Source organism: Hydrogenophaga sp., from assembly GCF_051860785.1.
In the GTDB taxonomy this organism is placed as follows: domain Bacteria; phylum Pseudomonadota; class Gammaproteobacteria; order Burkholderiales; family Burkholderiaceae_C; genus Hydrogenophaga.
In genome coordinates, this window is record NZ_JBIMLB010000004.1 from 180,730 (window position 1) to 195,906 (window position 15,177).

Below are 15,177 nucleotides of genomic sequence, written 5' to 3' on the forward strand. Positions count from 1 at the left end.
AGCGCCATGACCAAGATGCCCCCCTCTCTTCAGGCCACAGGCCCTGGCCACAACGCCTACCTGTACGCGTCCGACAACGGCACGCACGCGGGTTGGCTGAATGCAGCGCTGGGCGATCTTGGCCAGGTGACGACCGTCGCGCTCGACGCGCGAGAGCTGGTTGAGCGCATTGCAACCGCGCAGCCCCGCTCCGTGTTCCTCGACTTTTCTGGTTCACAGGCCCTGCGCAGCACCCACCTGACGACGGCCCTGCGTCGCGACTGGCCCGAGCTGTTGCTGATCGGGACCGGCCACGCCACGGAAACCAACACCACGCTGGCCGCCCTGCGCGCGGGCGTGGACGATTTTCTCGATCTCGACGGCCAGACCAGCGACGTGCTGCCCGTACTGCAGGACCTGATGGCACGCCGCCAGGGCTTGCGTTCACCTCAGGCCAAGGGCCGCACCCTCGCACTGCTGGGCGCACGCAGCGGGCTGGGCGTGAGCACGCTGGCGTGCAACCTCAGCGCCCTGCTGCAGGAGCAGCGAACGCTGACACTGAACCGGGTGCCGGGCCGCATGCCACAGCGCCAGGGCGTGGCTTTGCTCGACCTGGGTCTGCCCGCACGCGACGACCTCCTCCACCTCGGCCTCAAGAGCGAATTCAGCTTCGTCGACGGCGTGCACAGCATGCAGCGCCTGGACGCCACCTTGCTGCAGACCGCACTGGCGCAGCACACCAGCGGATTGGCCGTTCTGCCGCTGCCCTCCAGCCTGGCGCAGATCCGCGAGATCTCGCACGCCGAATCGGTATCGCTCATCCAGCGCCTGACCGACTTCTTCGACGTGCAGATCGCCGATCTGGGCGGCTTCACCACGGTGGACTTCATGGCCCAGGTGGTCAGCAGCGCGGACCAGACCTGGGTGGTGTGCGACCAGAGCATCGGCGGCATCGTGTCCACCGCGGCCTTGCTGCGCGAGCTGCGCGAACATGACATCAACACGCGGCGCCTCCTGCTGGTGGTCAACAAGTTCGAACCTTTCGTGAACCTGCCCGCGCTGGACATTGCCAACCAGCTCGGCCTCCAGCTGGCACATGTGCTGCCCGCGCGCGCCAGCGCATTGCTGGCGGCCTCGTGCCAGGGCCAGTTGCTGGCGCACACGGCTCGCAACGATCCCTACGTGCAGGCCGTGGGCCAGATGGTGCGCGGACTGGTTCCATGGATCGACGGCAGCGCATCGCCCGACAAGGCCGAACTGCCACGAACGCCTCGCCTCACACAGATGCTGAACAAGTGGATCCACCGGGGGTAAATGTCCATGACCACCAATGTCGAATTCTCGGACACTCAGCAAGTCTTCCTGAACTCCGCCGAGTTCCAGACCGTCAAGACCTTCGTCCACGAACACCTGCTCAACCGCATCGAAGAACTGGGTGCCGAATTCGGCCGCTGGTCACGCAGTTCGGTGCAACAGTTCGTCAACCTCGAATGCGAGACACAGGTGCGTGTGCACCGCGTGCCGATCAACTCGCGCGAGACCCAGATCCTGGCCGATGCGTTGACGAAAGAGTTCGCCGGCTTCGGCCCGCTCGAAGACCTGCTGAACGATCCGACCGTCGAGGACATCCTGATCAACGGGAGCAAGCAGGTGTACGTGTCGCGCCGCGGCATGCTCCAGAGGGAGCACCTGCACTTCACCGACAACGAGCACCTGATGCGCATCATCCGCCGCATCCTGGCCCCGATCGGCCGCCGGCTCGACGAATCCAATCCCATGGTCGATGCACGACTGAGCGACGGCGGTCGCATCAACGTGATCATCGAGCCGCTGGTGATCAACGGGCCGGCGGTCTCCATCCGCAAGTTCCGCAAGGACCCGCTGAGCCCGGAAGACCTGTTCCAGCTCGGCACGTTCGACCAGGCCATGGGCCACCTGCTGGAAATGGCGGTGCGCTCGCGCTGCAACATCCTGGTCAGTGGTGGCACCAGTTCGGGCAAGACCTCGCTGCTCAACGCGCTTGCCAATTTCGTGCCGGACACCGAACGCGTGGTCACCATTGAAGACACCGCCGAACTCGCACTCAACCACACGCACGTGGTGCGGCTCGAGAGCCGGCCTGGTGGCTACGACGGAGCAGGCAACGTGGCGATCCGGGATCTGCTGCGCAACAGCCTGCGCATGCGCCCGGACCGCATCATCGTGGGCGAGGTGCGGGGTGGCGAGGTCATCGAGATGCTGCAGGCCATGAACACCGGACACGATGGCTCGATGGGCACCATTCACGCCAGCTCACCACGCGAATGCCTGTACCGTCTGGAAATGCTCGCCGGTTTCGCTGGCTACCAGGGCAGTGAACTCAGCCTGCGCCGCCAGATCGCCAACGCGATCGACTTCATCGTGCAGATCGGCCGCCTGCCCAATGGTGCGCGCCGCATCCTGTCCATCAGCGAGGTCACCGGCCTGAACGACAACGTGGTGGCGATGCAGGAGCTGTTCCGCCACGAGACACAGGTGCAGGCCAGCGGCGAAGAGGGTGACCGCTGGATATCGCTCGGCGTGGCGCCGCATTCGCCGAAGATCGCGCGCCTGCGCCAGAGCTTGCAGGAGCAGTCCAGAGGACACGTCGATGTCTGAAGGAACGTTCCTCTCCCTCGGGGTGGCACTCCTGCTCGCCGCGGCCGGCGTGCTGCTGTGGGACGCTTCGGTGCGTCGCCAGCGTCGTTTGCAGGCCCAGCGCCAGCTGGCAGAGAAGATCGACCCACAAGCCATCCCCTTGCCCCAGGGCACGATGCGCTTTGGCGCGCCAACGGTCCAGGTGGCACCTGGCCAGGCCGCGCGCAAAGACGCAGTCCGCCTGCCCGGCTGGCTGCTCGGTGCCGTGGCGCCCGGCGCCCTGCTCGGCGGGTGTGTCGCTATCGGCGTGGCCGTGAGCGCCGCCGCCCTGCTGTCCAACGCGGTGAGTGCGCTGGGCCTGTTGGCGATGCTGCTGATCGGCGGTGCGTTCATGGTCTGGCTGAAGGTGCAGTCCATGCGGCGGCAGATCATTCGCCAGTTGCCCGGTTTTCTCGACGTCATCGTGCGCCTGATCGTGACGGGCAACTCCACCCACGCGGCCTTCCAGACCGCTGTGGCCGGTGCCAAGCAACCGCTGCGCGTTCATATGGACAACGCCATGGGCCTGGTCAGCGCAGGCCTGGACATCGACCAGGCGCTGCTGCAGGTCGCGCGCAAGGTGCGCATCGACGAACTGTTCCTGCTCGCGTCCATTCTTGGTCTCGGCGTGCGTTACGGTGGCCGCTCCGATCTGCTGCTCGAACGCGTGGCGAACTTCATGCGAGACCATGAGGAAGCCGAGCAGGAGCTGGTGGCCATGTCAGCGGAGACGCGGCTTTCGGCCTGGATTCTCGGGCTGCTGCCGATCGTGGTCGGCGGCTCCATCATCACCACCAACGGTGACTATTTCGCCCGCATGTGGACCGACCCCACCGGTCAGGTCATGGTAGTGGGCGCACTCGCCTTGCAGGCGGTCGGCGGACTGCTGCTGTACCGGCTGGCAAGGCTGTCCTGACGAGGGAACGCATGGCCATGAACACCCTGCAACTCTCCATCCTGGCCCTGCTCCTGCTGGCCATGGCGCTGACCCTGGTGGCCGCCGTGCTGCTGCACCGCCATGCGCAACGGCACACCGCGGCGCGGGTCATCCAGCGCGCCCTGGGTGACGGCGCTGCCCCGGCCCACGTCCTGCCCGAAGAGTTGTCCATCGTGAGGGACAACGAACGGGCCAGCCACTGGCTGGAGAGCCGCGTGGGCCGCCTGCTCGTGGCCGATGAAGATCGCCAGCTCATCCAGCAATGCGGTCTGCCCACCGTGCGTGCCCAGCTTGGCTTGCTGATCGCTCGCTCCGTGCTGGCGCTCGGCCTGCCCGTGCTGACCCATCTGCTGGGGGGCCACACCGCCAACGGACTGCTGTGGTCTGCAGCCGGATTCGCGGTGGGCTTCATGGCGCCCAAATGGTGGCTCAAGCACCGCGCAAGCCAGCAGCGCGAGCGTGTGGCCAACGAGCTGCCGCTGTTCGTGGACATGCTGGGCCTGCTGCAGAGCGTGGGCCTGAGTCTGGACCAGAGCCTGCAGGTGATCGCCAGCGACTTCCAGCATGTGATGCCGGTGATCGGCGCTGAGGTGGCCCGGGCCAACCGCCAGTACAGCCAGGGCCGTACGCGCGAGCACGCCTACCAGCGCATGGCCGGCGTGCACGGCAACCAGCATCTGATGGACTTTGTCACCCTGATCAATCAGGTGGACCGGCACGGCGGCGCCGTGCAGGAGCCCATTCGCCAGTTCAGCGAACGGTTGCGGATGCACCGCAAGTCGGGCATGAAGGCGCGCATCGGAAAAATCACCGTGAAGATGACCGTCGTGATGGTCACCACCCTCCTGCCCGCGCTGGTGATCGTCACCGCGGGTCCCGGCTTCCTCGCCATCATCCGCTCCGTCGGGAGCATGACCGGATCATGAACACCACCACCCTGCTCCCCTCGCTGCGCCGCTGCTGCGGCACGCTCCTCCTTGCCGCAGGTGCCATGGGGCTTGGTGGCTGCGCCTCGCTGCCCGATGCAGCGCAGGCAGAGGCCGCGCAGGCCGCCGCCCGAGAACCCAGCCTGGACAACCAGCCCACCTACCTCTCGCTGGTGCGGCAGATGCAGGGCAACGGCATGTGGTTTGCTTCGCTGGCCCACATCGACGCGCTTGAGCAGCGCTGGGGCGTGACCAACGAGACACGCCTGCTGCGGGCCGACGCGCTGCGTCAGACCGGACAACAGGCGTCCAGCGCCGCGCTCTACGAAAAACTGCTGGATGCTCCCGAGCGCGCCGCGGCCTACCGAGGCCTGGGGCTGCTCGCCGGCGCCAGCAACGACTATGTTCGCGCCGCCGAGATGTTCGAAAAGGCGCGCCAGGTGCTGCCCGCCGACGGCCTGTTGCTCAGCGACCTGGGTTACGCCCTGCTGCGCGCCGGCCGCTTCGATGCGGCGCGCCTGCCGGTTTTGCAGGCCGCCCAATTGCAGCCCACCAGTTCCAGGGTGCGCAGCAACCTCGCGCTGTATCTCTTGATCCAGGGGAACGCCGATCAGGCCCGCCAGGTGATGGATGAAGCCCGTTTCAACGCCACCACGCGCCAGGCCATCGAGCAACTGGCGCATGAACTCGCACCGCAACCGCAACCGCAACCGCAACCGCAGGCGTCTGGCGGCCCCGTGCACACCGGCCTGCGTTTGAGCGCCACGCTCACCAGCCGGCCCGCGCTGAGCTCACCCTGATCTGTCACACCCTGATCTGTCACACACAAGGAGGCCCCATGAAAACGCTCTTCAAGCACCCGCTCCAATGCCTGCCCCTGGCGGCCGCGCTCGCCACGGCATCCCCGCTGTGGGCCCAGGCCACCCCTGCGCCGGCGTCTGCCGAGGCGGCGGCGGTTTCACCCACGGTGCGCGTGGGCGATGCCACCCACAACCTGCTGCAGCGTCAGCGCGAAGGCCACGAGGCCTCTGCCACGCCAAGGCCGATCGATGGTCACGTGGCCGACCTCAGTCACCAGCGCTATCTGAAAAGCTTCGAACAACCCGTTCCGGCGTGGTTCGGTTCGCGGCTGGAGAAGAAGTAGGAGGTCGGGCCGTGTCGTCGCGCCATTTGCATTGCCGTCGGCGCGCTCAGCAGGGCGTGTATGCCATCGAGTACGCCATGGCTTTCCTGCTCTTCTTCGGACTCGTCTATTCCATCATCTGCTACAGCGTCGTGTTCACCTTTCGCTTCGGGCTGCAAAACGCCGCCGAGGACGGCGCACGCGCGGCATTGCGGCACCAGACCAGTCTGGCGGCACGTCAACTCAAGGCACAGGAAGTGGCCCAGGAGCGATCGCTGGGCTGGAAACCCGCCGCCGCCGTGCTCACCATTCCGCTGCCTTCGGTCTGCCAGACAGGCACCGGCAACTGCCTGCAGCCCGCTGGCACGCTGCCTTGCGACACCACCTGGGCGCAGCGCTGTCATGTCAGCGTCACCGTGAGGCTGAGCGATCTGCGCCAGGTGCTGCCACCGTTCCCCGCCTTTGCGCTGCCCGACGAACTGATCGGTGAAGCTCGCGTGCTGCTCGACGGGAGTGCGCTGTGAAACGCGTGCAGCACGGCGTTGCGGCCATCGAGTTCGCCTTTGTGCTGATGGTGTTGCTGGTCGCCCTCTACGGCATCGCCACCTTTGGCCTGGTGCTCTACACCCAGCAGGCGCTGGCAAGGGCGGCTGCGGACGGCGCGCGGGCGGTGCAGATGTTTCCACAACTGCGCAACGCCACCGGCGCCGAACTGGTCAGTGCGAGAACACATATTGAAAGCGTGGTGTGGGACTCGCTGAGTGGTTCGGTCATCGTGCCACTGGCGCACAGCGCCACGCCCGCCAGCCGCCGGGCCTGGCTCACGCAGACCATGGACGTGGAGGTCGGAGCACCCAGCACCGCGCTCACCGTCACCGTGACCTATCCGTATGCCGCGGGTCGCCTGCTCCCCTGGGTGCCGGTGTTCGACACGAGCCAGTGGATGCCCACCACGCTCACCAGCCGCGCCACCGCTGCGCTCTAGGAACGGTCCCATGCCTGCCACACCCACCGTCGCGCGCAGCCGCCAGTCGGGATCGATCGTCATCAACACGGCCATCGCCCTGAGCCTGATCGTGATCGCGCTCATCGGCACCGAGCTGGGCTACCTGTTCTTCATCAAGCGCGAGCTGCAGAAGACCGCCGACCTCGCGGCCATCGCGGGCGCCTCGGCGGTGCAACCCGCCGACTGCACCGCCGCACGTGCCGCCGCGCTCGCCAATGTCGCGCAGAACCTGACCGGATTCACGCCCGTGGCCACCTGCGGGCGCTGGAACCCGGCCGTGGGCACCGAGCGCCATTTCACCGCCGACCAGACCGCCTACAACGCGGTGCATATCGTCATCACCGGCACGCCGCCACCCCTGCTCGCGTTCTTCCCCGGGCAGCGCAGCCTGCAGGCTGAAGCCGTTGCAGCAGCGACCGACCCCCTGGCCTCCTTCTCCGTGGGAAGCACCCTGGCACGCACGGGCAGTTCCGTGCTGGGCGACCTGCTCAAGGGGATCGGGCTCGACCTCACCGGCACCTCACTCGTGGGCTACGACGGACTTGCTCAGGCTCGGATCACACCCGGTGGCCTGCTGCAGGAGCTGGGTGTTCCCGTGGCCAGCGACATCGGCGTGGGCGAGCTCAACACCCTTCTCTCAGGCCGGACAGTGTCGTTGGGAACACTGCTCGATGCCATCGTCACCCTGGCGGGGCAGGACACGCTGCTGGCCTCCAACACCTCGCTGTTGAACGCGGTGACCACGCGCGTCGGCGTGCCGGATCTGCAAGTGCCGCTCGGCAGCGTGGACGGCGGGCCAGCGGGCCTGTTCGCTGGTGTCGGTGCCACTTCGGCACTCAACGCCAGTGTGAACGCGCTGGACCTGTTGTACGCCTCCATCGGCGTGGCCACTCAGCGCCACGCAGTGGCCGTCAACGGCCTGAGCATGGCGGGCCTGGTCAACGCCAGAACGGTGCTCATCGAGCCACCCTCGATCGCCACTGGCGGTGTGGGCGCCACGGCCTACACCGCCCAGCTGCGCATCTGGGCTGAAATCGACACCGGTAACCTGCCGGTCATTGGCCACATCGCACGCGTGCGACTGCCCCTCATGGTCGACGTGGTCAACGGCCGGGGCACCCTCACCGAGATGTGCACACCGGAGTTGCGCCAACCCGACGGCACGGAGCAGGCCACCATCGCGGTGGATGCCTCCATCGTCAAGGTATGCGTTGGACGGCCGGGCGCCAACCCGGCCAACGAGAGCGAGATCTTCTCCACCACCGCCAGCTGCGATCAGAACCTGGCCAACGCAGAGCTGCTGCGTGTGGGCACCCTGGTCAGCCTGAGCACACACCTGAGCCTGGACACCCTCCCGTTGAACAGCAGCGTGACGCTGGCCGAGGGCGAGACAGACACAGTGGGCAACGAACTGAACCTGGGCACCACCCTGGGGAACATCACCGACGCGCTGCTGGCCACGCTGCTGGTGGAAACCATGGGCCGTGGGTCCTCGTTCACAGCGGCACAGCGCCAGACGACGGCCCAGAACCTGTGGAATGCCCAGGGCACGGCCTGCGGCAACCGAGCCTGCCGTGTGAGCCGCCTGACCACCATCAAGGCCGCCATGGAGAACAACGCCTCGGGCCTGAGCAGTTTCCTGGGTGGGTTGAACGGCGAGGTGCTGGCGCTGCTCGCCAACACCCTGGGCCTGAACGTGCAGGGCATCCTGACGAACGCCGGCAACCTGGTGGGCGGACTGCTGACCGGCCTGGGCGATGTCCTGGGTGCCGTGCTCGGCGGACTGGTCGGTGGCTGCACGGCAGTCCTTGGCTCCAGCGACGCCGCCTGCGTCAGCAGCATCGCCAGCAGCCTGGACGGCAACTCATCGGCCGGCGGCAACACCGTGCCCAATTCGATCACCGCACTGACAGGCTACCTGCTGCAAACGCTGCGACCCGTGTTGAACAACATCGGCAGCCAGGTGCTCACGCCCATTCTTCGCGACCTGCTGGGCTTGCGCCTGGGCGAGATCGACGTGAATCTCAGGACGCTCAACTGCCAGGCGCGCGCCCACCTGGTGTACTGACCCGCCGCTGCCCGCACCACCACCACAGCAACGCTCCGCCCAGGATCATGGGCACGCAGAGCCACTGGCCCATGCTCATGCCCAGCGCCAGCAGGCCCAGGTGGGCATCGGGTTCGCGGAAGTACTCGGCGATGAAGCGGAACACGCCGTAGCCAAAGAGGAACGCGGCCGAGACCTGCCCGCGCGCGCGCGGCTTGCGGGCGTAGAGCCAGAGCAGCACGAAGAGCAGCAGCCCTTCCAGCAGAAACTGATAGACCTGCGAGGGATGGCGGGGCAGGTCGCCCGCCCCCCGGAACACCATGCCCCAGGGCAGCGAGGGGTCGGCCACGCGGCCCCACAACTCGCCATTGATGAAGTTGCCCACCCGCCCTGCGGCCAGACCGGTGGGCACGCAGGGCGCCACGAAATCCATGACCTGCATGAAGGGGCGCTGGCGGGTGCGCGCGTACCAGACCATGGCCACCATCACGCCCAGCATGCCGCCATGGAAACTCATGCCGCCCTGCCACACCGCAAAGACCTCCAGCGGGTTGGCCAGGTAGTAGGCGGGCTTGTAGAACAGGCAGTAGCCGATGCGCCCACCCGCCACCACACCGAGCACGCCGAGGAAAAGGATGTCTTCCACGTCGCGCTTTGTCCACGGCAAAGGCTGGGCAACCCCGGCAAATGGCTGATGGGCCAGACGCAGGCGGCCGAGCAGCAGGAACAGGCCAAACGCGGCCAGGTAGGTCAGGCCATACCAGTGGATGGCGAGCGGCCCGATCTGCAGGGCCACGGGATCGATCTGGGGATGTTGCAGCATGGGCTTATTGTGGCAGGGCACTTCTGGCGAAGTCGATGAGATGTGAAAGCGCGGGACTCACCGCATCGGCGCGCCAGACCAGGCTGGTTTCACAAGCAGGCAGCGAGCGACCGCGCGGCAGCGCCGGGCTGCGGTACACCACGCCCGTCCGCTGGAACTGCCGCACGCTCTGCGGCACCCAGGCAATGCCGAGGCCGGCCGAGACGAGGTTGACGATGGTCTGCATCTGGATCGCCTCCTGCGCCACCTGCGGCACATGCCCCGCCGCGTGGTAGAGCTTGAAGACCGCGTCGTGCACCGAAGGCAGGATGCGGCGCGGGAAGATCACCAAGGGCTCGGTCAGCAGCGCCGCCAGCTTTGGAGCCTCTTGCGCAGCCAGCGGGTGCGACTCGGGCAGCGCCACCACCAGCGGCTCGCTGGCGATGCGCCGGTGCGACAGCCCGGCCAGAGCGAAGCCGGGTGAGTGCAGCATGAGGCCTGCGTCTGCCTCGCCGCGCGCAATCAGATCGAGTTGCACATCGCCCGTGGCTTCCGTGAGCTCCAGCGCCACCTGTGGCCAGCGCTGCCGGAATGCGCGAACCCAGCGTGGCAACAGTTCATAACCCACGGTGGACACAAAGGCCAGGCGCAGTCGGCCCAGCTCACCGGCCGCTGCCGCGCGCGCCAGTTCAGGCAGGGTTTGCGCGCGCGCCAGCAGCTCGCGCGCCTCGGGCAGCAGCGCCGCTCCTGCAGGCGTGAGCGCCACGCTGCGCTTGGTGCGGTCGAACAGGCGCACCCCCAGCGCCTGTTCCAGCCCGGCAATGGCCTGCGTCAACGGGGGCTGCGTCATGTGCAGCCGCAAGGCCGCGCGACCGAAGTGCAACTCTTCCGCCAGGGCCACGAACTGGCGCCATTGCCGCAATTCGATTCGCAAGGGGTTTCTGACCTCTTTCATATGCACTGCATATTAATTCACGCCGCCAAAGCAATTGGAACCTCGGCGCTTCGTCACGCATACTCGCGGCTGGCTCGGACCCCCCGAAAGTCAGCCCCTTTCAACGCCTCACGAAGAGACAACCATGGCCACCAGGAAATCCATCCCCATCCAGCCCATCAACCACCGCAGCGCCAACATCACGCAGGGCAAGTCCCGCGCGCCCAACCGCTCCATGTACTACGCCATGGGCTACCAGGAGGGCGACTTCAGCAAGCCCATGGTGGGCGTGGCCAACGGCCACAGCACCATCACGCCCTGCAATTCCGGCCTGCAGAAACTGGCGGACGCCGCCATTGCCGGCATCGAGGAAGCCGGCGGCAACGCCCAGGTGTTCGGCACGCCCACCATTTCCGACGGCATGGCCATGGGCACGGAAGGCATGAAGTATTCGCTGGTCAGCCGCGAGGTGATTTCCGATTGCATCGAGACCTGCGTGGGCGGCCAGTGGATGGACGGCGTGCTGGTGGTGGGTGGCTGCGACAAGAACATGCCCGGTGGCCTGATGGGCATGCTGCGCGCCAATGTGCCGGCCATCTATGTGTACGGTGGCACCATCCTGCCGGGCCGCTGGAAAGACCAGGACCTCAACATCGTCAGCGTGTTCGAGGCCGTGGGGCAGAACGCCGCCGGCAACCTGAGCGATGCCGACCTGCGCGAGATCGAGATGCACGCCATCCCCGGCACCGGTTCGTGCGGCGGCATGTACACCGCCAACACCATGTCGTCGGCCTTCGAGGCGCTGGGCATCTCGCTGCCCTACTCCAGCACCATGGCCAACCCGCACGACGAGAAGATGAACTCGGCCAGGGAGTCGGCCAAGGTGCTGGTCGAAGCCATCCGCAAGGACATCAAGCCGCGCGACATCGTGACCCGCGAAGCGATCGAAAACGCCGTGGCGGTGATCATGGCCACCGGCGGCTCCACCAACGCGGTGCTGCACTTCCTGGCCATCGCCCACGCCGCCGAGGTGGAATGGACCATCGATGACTTCGAACGCATCCGCAAGCGCACCCCTGTGCTGTGCGACCTCAAGCCCAGCGGCAAGTACCTCGCGGTGGACCTGCACCGCGCCGGCGGCATCCCGCAGGTGATGAAGGTGCTGCTGAACGCCGGCCTGCTGCACGGCGACTGCCTCACCATCACCGGCCAGACGATTGCCGAAGTGCTCAAGGATGTTCCCGATATGCCGCGCGCGGATCAGGACGTGATCCGCCCGATCGACAAGCCGATGTACGAACAGGGCCACCTGGCCATCCTCAGGGGCAACCTCAGCCCCGAAGGCGCGGTGGCCAAGATCACCGGACTGAAAAACCCGGTGATGACCGGCCCGGCCCGCGTGTTCGACGACGAGCAATCGGCCCTGCAAGCCATCCTCGATGGAAAGATCAAGGCCGGCGACGTGATGGTGCTGCGCTACCTGGGTCCCAAAGGTGGCCCCGGCATGCCCGAGATGCTGGCACCCACCGGTGCGCTGATCGGCGCGGGCCTGGGTGAGAGCGTCGGCCTGATCACCGATGGCCGCTTCTCCGGCGGCACCTGGGGCATGGTGGTGGGCCACGTGGCGCCCGAAGCGGCTGCGGGCGGCACCATTGCGTTCATTCAGGAAGGTGACAGCATCACCATCGATGCGCACCAGCTGCTGCTGGAACTCAACGTGCCCGAGGCCGAGATTGCCAGACGCCGCGCCGCGTGGACCGCTCCGGCACCTCGCTACACGCGTGGCGTGCAGGCCAAGTTCGCGTTCAACGCGTCCAGCGCCAGCAAGGGCGCCGTGCTCGACGCGTATTGATACCGGGACTCAGCGCGAGCGCCCCTTGGGTTTGATGCCCAGGGCCTCGCGCTGCTTGTCGATCCGGTCCTTCTTCTTCTGGTCCATCTTTTCCATGGCCTTGCGCCGGGTGTAGCCGGTGGTGTCGGCCCAGATCCACCAGATCACGGCCAGGGCAAACGGAGAAAGAACCCACCACCAGGAGAGATCAACGGCGAAGCCGATCTCCAGGTACTTCATCAGCATCAGGATCACGCCCGCGATCAGGAAATACATCACAACCTCCAGTAAAGGCCCGGCAAAGCCGACAAGAAACTGTAACTGGTCGTTTCCCGAGGGGCCTGACTCGGTAAAATCGTGCCGTGCCGATCCCGGCATCACTCACAAGGACAATCCCCATGAAACGTGCTTTCCTGATTATGGCCGCCATCACCACCCTGGCGGCACCCGCCATGGCCGATGAAGCCCTGGCCAAAAGCAAGAATTGCATGGCCTGCCACGCCGTGGACAAGAAGCTGGTGGGACCCTCCTACAAGGACGTGGCCAAGAAGTACGGCAGCGATGCCAAGGCCGTGGACGCACTGGCCGTGAAGATCATCAAGGGTGGCTCCGGTGTCTGGGGTGCCATCCCCATGCCCGCGAACCCGCAGGTCAGCGAAGCCGACGCCAAGAAGCTCTCGGCCTGGGTGCTGAACCAGAAGTAAGCCTCGGCAAGCCACCACAAAAAAACCCGCTGGAGCCCAGCGGGTTTTTTGTTGCCGGAAAGCTCGATCAGTTGTTCTCCGCCAACTGATCCAGGATGGCCGGGTTCTCCAGCGTGGAGGTGTCCTGCGTGATGGCCTCGCCCTTGGCGATGGAGCGCAGCAAACGACGCATGATCTTGCCCGAGCGTGTCTTGGGCAGGTTGTCGCCAAAGCGGATGTCCTTGGGCTTGGCGATCGGCCCGATTTCCTTGCCCACCCAGTCGCGCAATTGCTTGGCAATGGCCTTGGCCTCGTCGCCCGTGGGGCGAGCGCGCTTGAGCACCACGAAGGCGACGATGGCCTCGCCGGTCAGGTCGTCGGGGCGACCCACCACCGCGGCTTCGGCCACCAGATCGGTCTTGCCCACCAATGCGGATTCGATCTCCATCGTGCCCATGCGGTGGCCCGAGACGTTGAGCACGTCGTCGATGCGGCCGGTGATGCGGAAGTAGCCCCGGTCGGCGCTGCGCACCGCGCCGTCGCCCGCCAGGTAGTAGCCCTTGAGTTCATCGGGGAAGTAGCTCTTCTTGAAGCGCTCCGGGTCTCCCCAGATGGTGCGGATCATCGAAGGCCAGGGCTTCTTCACCACCAGGATGCCGCCCGCGCCGTTGGGCACGTCGTTGCCGGCCTCGTCGACGATGGCGGCGGCAATGCCCGGCAGCGGCAGCGTGCACGAACCCGGCACCAGCGGCGTGGCACCCGGCAACGGCGTGATCATGTGGCCACCGGTTTCGGTCTGCCAGAAGGTGTCCACGATGGGGCAACGCTCGCCGCCCACGTGCTTGTAATACCACATCCAGGCCTCGGGATTGATGGGCTCGCCCACCGAGCCGAGCAGTCGCAGGCTGGACAGGTTGGAGCGCGCCGGATGCACTTTTTCATCGCCTTCAGCAGCCTTGATCAGCGAGCGGATGGCCGTGGGTGCGGTGTAGAAGATCGTGACCTTGTGCTTCTCGATCATCTGCCAGAAGCGACCGGCGTTCGGGTAGGTGGGCACGCCTTCGAACACGATCTGCGTGGCACCGGCGGCCAGCGGGCCATACGCCACGTAGGTGTGGCCGGTGATCCAGCCGATGTCGGCGGTGCACCAGAAGATGTCCTCGGGACGCAGGTCGAAGGTCCAGTTCATGGTGAGCTTGGCCCACAGCAGGTAACCCCCGGTGCTGTGCTGCACGCCCTTGGGCTTGCCAGTGGAGCCGGAGGTGTAGAGCACGAAGAGCGGGTGTTCTGCGCTCACCATCTCGGCAGGACACACGTCGGACTCGTTGGCCACCACGTCGTGCAGGAAGCTGTCGCGCCCGGCCACCATGTTGCAGGCCGTGGGCGTGCGCTGGTACACGATCACGTTCTTGATCGAATCGCAGCCGCCCATGGCAATGCCGTCGTCCACGATGGCCTTGAGCGGCAGTTCCTTGCCGCCGCGCAACTGGTAGTTGGCGGTGATGACTGCCACCGCACCGGCGTCCTGGATGCGTTCCTGCAATGCCTTGGCCGAGAACCCGCCGAACACCACGCTGTGGGTGGCGCCAATGCGCGCACAGGCTTGCATGGCCACCACACCCTCGACCGTCATGGGCATGTAGATCACCACGCGGTCGCCCTTCCTCACGCCGCGCGCCTTGAGCGCATTGGCAAAGCGCGAGACCTTGGCCAGCAGTTCCTTGTAGGTGACCCTGGTCACCGAGCCGTCATCGGCCTCGAAGATGATCGCAGTCTTGTTCTCCACGGGCGTGCCCATGTGGCGGTCCAGGCAGTTGTACGAGGCGTTGAGCTCGCCGTCCTCGAACCACTTGTAGAACGGGGCCCTGGCGCTGTCCAGCGTTTTGCTGAAAGGTTTGTGCCAGCTCAGGTTCTCGCGCGCCAGACGGGCCCAGAATCCTTCGAAGTCCTTGTCTGCCTCGGCGCACAGGGCGTGGTACGCCGCCATGCCCGAAACCCGTGCGGCTTTCACGGTCGCCTCCGTGGGCTCGAAGACGCGGTTTTCGACCAGTGTGGATTCGATCGACGACGAAGGCGCTGACATGGACTGTCTCCTGAATGATGTTGTCGGAAGCGTGACAGCCGGCGACTGTGAGCATCGGCTCTTACGAGCCACTTACATGGCGCCGGCATGCCCGGGGAAAACCCGAATATACGACCAGACGCCCACCTACAATACGTCACCCCGCGCGCCCGTCCGGCGTTCCCAAACACC

15 protein-coding genes are annotated in these 15,177 nt (G+C 66.2%); 11 read left to right on the plus strand and 4 right to left on the minus strand.

The features are described 5' to 3' along the window. The first annotated feature begins 6 nt into the window (after positions 1 to 6). From ACTIF6_RS07865 to ACTIF6_RS07905, 9 genes are read left to right on the plus strand one after another with little or no spacing between them, the layout of a single operon-like run. The gene (locus ACTIF6_RS07865) at positions 7 to 1,293 is read left to right on the plus strand and encodes an AAA family ATPase (RefSeq protein ID WP_439587408.1); all 1,287 of its coding nucleotides are present in this window, start codon (positions 7 to 9) and stop codon (positions 1,291 to 1,293) included. A gap of 6 nt (positions 1,294 to 1,299) precedes the next feature. Next, positions 1,300 to 2,616, plus strand: coding sequence for a CpaF family protein (locus tag ACTIF6_RS07870; protein WP_439587526.1), 1,317 nt, complete (start codon positions 1,300 to 1,302; stop codon positions 2,614 to 2,616). Further along, positions 2,609 to 3,550 (plus strand): type II secretion system F family protein, encoded by a 942-nt coding sequence (locus tag ACTIF6_RS07875; protein ID WP_439587409.1) that lies wholly within the window; start codon positions 2,609 to 2,611, stop codon positions 3,548 to 3,550. The genes ACTIF6_RS07870 and ACTIF6_RS07875 overlap by 8 nt, the downstream gene beginning before the upstream one ends. Positions 3,551 to 3,561: 11 nt before the next feature. Then, positions 3,562 to 4,497 carry a type II secretion system F family protein gene (locus tag ACTIF6_RS07880; RefSeq protein ID WP_439587410.1) on the plus strand — a complete coding sequence of 312 codons (936 nt, stop codon included), beginning with the start codon at positions 3,562 to 3,564 and terminating at the stop codon, positions 4,495 to 4,497. Continuing rightward, on the plus strand, positions 4,494 to 5,297 hold the full coding sequence (locus ACTIF6_RS07885; protein ID WP_439587411.1) for a tetratricopeptide repeat protein: 804 nt from the start codon (positions 4,494 to 4,496) through the stop codon (positions 5,295 to 5,297). The genes ACTIF6_RS07880 and ACTIF6_RS07885 overlap by 4 nt, the downstream gene beginning before the upstream one ends. Before the next feature lie 38 nt (positions 5,298 to 5,335). Next, on the plus strand, positions 5,336 to 5,641 hold the full coding sequence (locus tag ACTIF6_RS07890) for a DUF3613 domain-containing protein (protein ID WP_439587412.1): 306 nt from the start codon (positions 5,336 to 5,338) through the stop codon (positions 5,639 to 5,641). A gap of 11 nt (positions 5,642 to 5,652) precedes the next feature. Beyond that, complete coding sequence (locus ACTIF6_RS07895; protein ID WP_439587413.1) at positions 5,653 to 6,144, plus strand: TadE/TadG family type IV pilus assembly protein; 492 nt, start codon at positions 5,653 to 5,655, stop codon at positions 6,142 to 6,144. Beyond that, positions 6,141 to 6,605, plus strand: a complete 465-nt coding sequence (locus ACTIF6_RS07900) for a TadE family protein (RefSeq protein ID WP_439587414.1) — start codon at positions 6,141 to 6,143, stop codon at positions 6,603 to 6,605. Before ACTIF6_RS07895 ends, ACTIF6_RS07900 begins: the two co-directional genes overlap by 4 nt. A 10-nt stretch (positions 6,606 to 6,615) precedes the next feature. Beyond that, positions 6,616 to 8,694, plus strand: coding sequence for a TadG family pilus assembly protein (locus ACTIF6_RS07905; protein ID WP_439587415.1), 2,079 nt, complete (start codon positions 6,616 to 6,618; stop codon positions 8,692 to 8,694). Here ACTIF6_RS07905 and lgt read toward each other — a convergent pair. Together lgt and ACTIF6_RS07915 are read right to left on the minus strand one after the other, a co-directional pair. Further along, positions 8,660 to 9,496, minus strand: a complete 837-nt coding sequence (gene lgt, locus ACTIF6_RS07910; protein WP_439587416.1) for a prolipoprotein diacylglyceryl transferase — start codon at positions 9,494 to 9,496, stop codon at positions 8,660 to 8,662. The genes ACTIF6_RS07905 and lgt overlap by 35 nt on opposite strands. 4 nt (positions 9,497 to 9,500) lie before the next feature. Further along, positions 9,501 to 10,430: a LysR family transcriptional regulator gene (locus ACTIF6_RS07915; RefSeq protein WP_439587417.1), complete on the minus strand. Its 930-nt coding sequence runs from the start codon at positions 10,428 to 10,430 to the stop codon at positions 9,501 to 9,503. Between the two features lie 124 nt (positions 10,431 to 10,554). On the opposite strand from ACTIF6_RS07915, the gene ilvD reads away from it, so the two are divergent. Next, a complete protein-coding gene (gene ilvD / locus ACTIF6_RS07920) occupies positions 10,555 to 12,261 on the plus strand; it encodes a dihydroxy-acid dehydratase (protein ID WP_439587418.1) in 1,707 nt (568 codons plus the stop codon). Between the two features lie 9 nt (positions 12,262 to 12,270). Here ilvD and ACTIF6_RS07925 read toward each other — a convergent pair whose 3' ends face one another. After that, the gene (locus tag ACTIF6_RS07925) at positions 12,271 to 12,516 is read right to left on the minus strand and encodes a TIGR04438 family Trp-rich protein (protein WP_439587419.1); all 246 of its coding nucleotides are present in this window, start codon (positions 12,514 to 12,516) and stop codon (positions 12,271 to 12,273) included. Between the two features lie 122 nt (positions 12,517 to 12,638). Here ACTIF6_RS07925 and ACTIF6_RS07930 point away from each other — a divergent pair, with 122 nt between their 5' ends. Then, positions 12,639 to 12,944: a c-type cytochrome gene (locus tag ACTIF6_RS07930; RefSeq protein ID WP_439587420.1), complete on the plus strand. Its 306-nt coding sequence runs from the start codon at positions 12,639 to 12,641 to the stop codon at positions 12,942 to 12,944. 67 nt (positions 12,945 to 13,011) lie between these two features. Here ACTIF6_RS07930 and acs read toward each other — a convergent pair whose 3' ends face one another. Beyond that, positions 13,012 to 15,006 (minus strand): acetate--CoA ligase, encoded by a 1,995-nt coding sequence (acs, locus tag ACTIF6_RS07935; RefSeq protein WP_439587421.1) that lies wholly within the window; start codon positions 15,004 to 15,006, stop codon positions 13,012 to 13,014. Positions 15,007 to 15,177 lie beyond the last annotated feature (171 nt).

Coding starts and splice junctions, on each gene's coding strand:
- ACTIF6_RS07865 (WP_439587408.1), top strand. CDS start 7: ATGACCAAGATGCCCCCCTCTCTTCAGGCCACAGGCCCTGGCCACAAC.
- ACTIF6_RS07870 (WP_439587526.1), top strand. CDS start 1,300: ATGACCACCAATGTCGAATTCTCGGACACTCAGCAAGTCTTCCTGAAC.
- ACTIF6_RS07875 (WP_439587409.1), top strand. CDS start 2,609: ATGTCTGAAGGAACGTTCCTCTCCCTCGGGGTGGCACTCCTGCTCGCC.
- ACTIF6_RS07880 (WP_439587410.1), top strand. CDS start 3,562: ATGGCCATGAACACCCTGCAACTCTCCATCCTGGCCCTGCTCCTGCTG.
- ACTIF6_RS07885 (WP_439587411.1), top strand. CDS start 4,494: ATGAACACCACCACCCTGCTCCCCTCGCTGCGCCGCTGCTGCGGCACG.
- ACTIF6_RS07890 (WP_439587412.1), top strand. CDS start 5,336: ATGAAAACGCTCTTCAAGCACCCGCTCCAATGCCTGCCCCTGGCGGCC.
- ACTIF6_RS07905 (WP_439587415.1), top strand. CDS start 6,616: ATGCCTGCCACACCCACCGTCGCGCGCAGCCGCCAGTCGGGATCGATC.
- lgt (WP_439587416.1), bottom strand. CDS start 9,496: ATGCTGCAACATCCCCAGATCGATCCCGTGGCCCTGCAGATCGGGCCG.
- ACTIF6_RS07915 (WP_439587417.1), bottom strand. CDS start 10,430: ATGAAAGAGGTCAGAAACCCCTTGCGAATCGAATTGCGGCAATGGCGC.
- ilvD (WP_439587418.1), top strand. CDS start 10,555: ATGGCCACCAGGAAATCCATCCCCATCCAGCCCATCAACCACCGCAGC.
- ACTIF6_RS07925 (WP_439587419.1), bottom strand. CDS start 12,516: ATGTATTTCCTGATCGCGGGCGTGATCCTGATGCTGATGAAGTACCTG.
- ACTIF6_RS07930 (WP_439587420.1), top strand. CDS start 12,639: ATGAAACGTGCTTTCCTGATTATGGCCGCCATCACCACCCTGGCGGCA.
- acs (WP_439587421.1), bottom strand. CDS start 15,006: ATGTCAGCGCCTTCGTCGTCGATCGAATCCACACTGGTCGAAAACCGC.